4 protein-coding genes are annotated in these 3,520 nt (G+C 49.7%); all 4 read left to right on the plus strand.

All coding sequences use genetic code 11. The annotated features are described in order from the left end of the window. On the plus strand, positions 1-222 hold a 222-nt coding region (locus tag NWE95_02030), incomplete at its 5' end, for a hypothetical protein (GenBank protein ID MCW4002678.1). Between the two features lie 3 nt (positions 223-225). Beyond that, positions 226-801, plus strand: a complete 576-nt coding sequence (locus tag NWE95_02035; GenBank protein MCW4002679.1) for a hypothetical protein — start codon at positions 226-228, stop codon at positions 799-801. 181 nt (positions 802-982) lie between these two features. Beyond that, complete coding sequence (locus tag NWE95_02040; protein MCW4002680.1) at positions 983-1,120, plus strand: hypothetical protein; 138 nt, start codon at positions 983-985, stop codon at positions 1,118-1,120. A 118-nt stretch (positions 1,121-1,238) separates the two neighbouring features. Then, on the plus strand, positions 1,239-3,520 hold a 2,282-nt coding region (locus tag NWE95_02045; protein ID MCW4002681.1), incomplete at its 3' end, for a type I restriction endonuclease subunit R.

Consider the following 3,520-nt stretch of genomic DNA (forward strand, 5'->3'; position numbering starts at 1 on the left):
TCAATCATCGTTGAAGCGGGAAATTCCAGCGGGTCGCTTCATCAAGGATGGGAAGCTCTCAGGCTTGGACGCCCACTTTTCATCTGGAGCCCACTAATGCATGACCCCGCGTTGGATTGGCCACGGCAGATGGCGATGTATGGCGCAGTGGAATTAAACCGCCCAGAAGACGTGCTGGCTGAGTTGCCGCCTCGACATAGAATCCTCGAAGTGATTCAATGAAAAATGAAGCTCTCTCAACTTGAGTTTGGCGCACTCCTGTCTTACTCGCCGCATGGCACAAACCAAAAAGCTGAACACTCCAAAAATGTCATGATAGCCCTGAAAAGAGACCAATATGTAGGCAAGCCGCCAATCTTGATGTCAGAGTGGATAGCAAAAACGCTACAGCAAAAAATGGCTGAGCTGCCCTTTGCAAGTTTTTTTAAGCCAAACACCGTCTTGGTTCCTGCCCCAAAAAGCTCACTGATGAAACCCGACACTCTTTGGGTTCCACAGCGAATCGCCACAGCTCTAGTTTCGGCAGGTATAGGAAAGCAAGTTGAACTCTGCCTTGTTAGAACCAAAGCCGTCCCAAAAGCCGCATCAAGTTCACCAAACCAGAGACCAACTGCACAGCAACATTACGAATCAATAAGCGTTCAAAGCAGCCTCATTAAGCCAGAAAACATAGTTTTGATTGACGACATTGTTACCCGTGGAGCAACTCTTGTGGGATGCGCAAATAGGTTGATAGAGGCTTTTTCCGCAAAGCCGCATACGGGCTTTTGTGGCGATGCGAACGGTCAGCAATCCAGATGAATTTGAGAATGTTTACAGTCCCTGTGTGGGCAATATTGACCTTTGGGAAACAGGCGAAACATACCGACGACCATAAAACATTGTTCTAAATCTAACCACCCTTTAAAACCCTAAAACTAAATGCAGTAAGCTTATTAGCTGACAAGAAAGTAATCTTTTATCCAGAAAAAGTGAATCCAAAATGTTGCCCAAACCAATTCCTGCGTTTGATTCAGAACAATGGGAAGCTGTCGAGAAGGAAATCGAGCGAAAGCCAACTGTCGCCGACGAGGCACGGTACAGGCGGGCAACGGAAACTTTTAAGAATTGTCCGCTTTAATTAACTAATTCATGCCTGCCAAGCCAGCGTTTAGTCTACAAGATTTCTCTTTTCCCAAAATTTTAGACAAAAACGACGACACTGGCAAGTTTAGCCGACGATGGGAGGCGAACTAGCAGTGTCTAAGGTTATGTTGGAGTCTGAAGTTGAGGCTATGTGCCTTGACATGCTCAAAGCGCTCGGTTACGGCGTGGTTTATGGTCCTGACATTTCTGAGGGCGGCTCATCTGAGGAGCGCAAAGCGGGAGAAGTTGTTCTTGTTGGTAGGTTGCGGCAGGCGCTTAGGCGAATTAACCGCAGTGTTCCCGACGCTGCCCTTGACGAAGCCCTCAAAAAAGTTCTACGCTCCGAAAGCCAAGGCTTAGTCGAGAACAATCAGGCTTTTCACCGCTTAGTCATAAACGGCGTCAACGTCCAATACAAGCGCCCCGATGGCGGCGTGAAGGATGACGTGGTTTGGCTCTTTGACTTCCAAAACATCGCCAACAACGAGTTTTTGGCTGTTAACCAGTTCACCATCAAAGAGGAACGGCATGAGCGCCGCCCAGACATTGTCATATTCGTTAACGGGTTACCCCTTGTGCTTGTTGAACTCAAAAATGCTGCAGACGAGAACGCCACCTTGTCAGGCGCCTACAAGCAACTGGGCACTTACATGCAGGAAATCCCCTCCATCTTCCGCTACAACGAAATCCTCGTCATAAGCGACGGCACCTACGCCAAAGCAGGCACCTTAACCTCCAAAGAGGAACGGTTCAGCCCATGGAAAACCATAGGCGGCAAAAAACAGCCCACAACAACACCCCAAATCGAAGTCCTCATCAAAGGGATGCTGAAGCCTGATGTGCTGCTGGATTTGGTACGGAATTTTGTTGTTTACGAGGCAGAGAAGGACAAGAAAGATGGCAGCGTCAAAATCTCAAAGAAAATCGCTGCTTACCAGCAGTATAACGCGGTGCAGAAAGCTATCGCCTCAACTGTCGCCGCAACCAAAAAAGACCATAAAGCAGGCATAGTTTGGCACACGCAGGGCAGCGGCAAAAGCTTAACCATGGTGTTCTACACTGGCAAAATGGTTTTAGAGCCGCAGCTAGAAAACCCAACCGTAATCGTGCTAACAGACAGGAATGATTTGGACGACCAGCTTCTGGGCACGTTTAGCCGATGCCATGAACTTCTGCGCCAAGAACCCAAACAGGCCACCAAGCGGGAGCAACTAAAGGAGCTCTTGCAGGTCAGTTCAGGGGGCATCATATTTACAACCATCCAAAAATTCTTCCCCGAAGACAAAACCCGACAATACCCTCTACTTTCGGAGCGCAAAAACATCATAATCATCGCCGACGAAGCCCACAGAAGCCAATACGGCTTCGGGCTTAAAGTCCCCAAAAACGTCGACAAAGCAGCGCTCAAGTATGGCTACGCCAAGTACCTCCGAGACGCCCTGCCAAACGCCACCTTCATCGCCTTCACAGGAACCCCCATCGAAAAAGTAGACCGCAGCACACCCGCAGTTTTCGGCAAAGTCATAGACACCTACGACATAAACCAAGCCGTAGAAGACGGCTCAACCGTCAAAATCTACTACGAAAGTCGGCTAGCCAAGCTTGAACTAAAACCTGAGGAGCGCCCCCATCTTGACGAAGAGTTCGAGGAAGTCACCGAGGGCGAAGAAGTAGAAGGCAAAGAGTACCTGAAAAGCAAGTGGTCACGGCTAGAAAAGGTCGTTGGGGCACCTGAACGCATCAAACGAGTAGCCAAAGACATCGTGGACCACTGGGAAAAACGCCTCGCAGTCTTGGACGGCAAAGCTATGATTGTGTGCATGAGCCGCCGCATCTGCATCGACCTCCACAACGAAATCATAGCGCTCAGGCCTGAATGGTACAGCAAAGACGACGACAAAGGCACCCTAAAAGTCATCATGACAGGCTCCGCAGCAGACGGCGCAGACTGGCAGGAGCACATCCGAAACAAACAACGCCGACGCGACATAGGCGAACGCATGAAAGACCCTTCCGACCCCCTCAGAATCGTGATTGTGCGGGACATGTGGCTAACAGGCTTTGATGCTCCAAGCTTGCACACGATGTATCTTGATAAACCGATGAAGGGGCACACGCTTATGCAGGCCATCGCCCGAGTCAACCGCGTCTTCAAAGAAAAACAGGGCGGGTTAATAGTGGACTACATCGGCATAGCCACAGAACTAAAACAGGCGCTAGCCGATTACACGGAAAGCGACAAAAAACTAACAGGCATCCCGCAGGAGCAGGCGGTGGCTATGATGCTGGAACGCTACGAAACCACCAAAGCCTTCTTCCACGGATTCGATTACCGCAGATTCTTCGATGCCCAACCCAAAGAACGCATAACCATCATCATGGAAGCCATGGAACA

This window comes from Candidatus Bathyarchaeota archaeon, assembly GCA_026014725.1.
GTDB lineage: Archaea > Thermoproteota > Bathyarchaeia > Bathyarchaeales > Bathycorpusculaceae > Bathycorpusculum.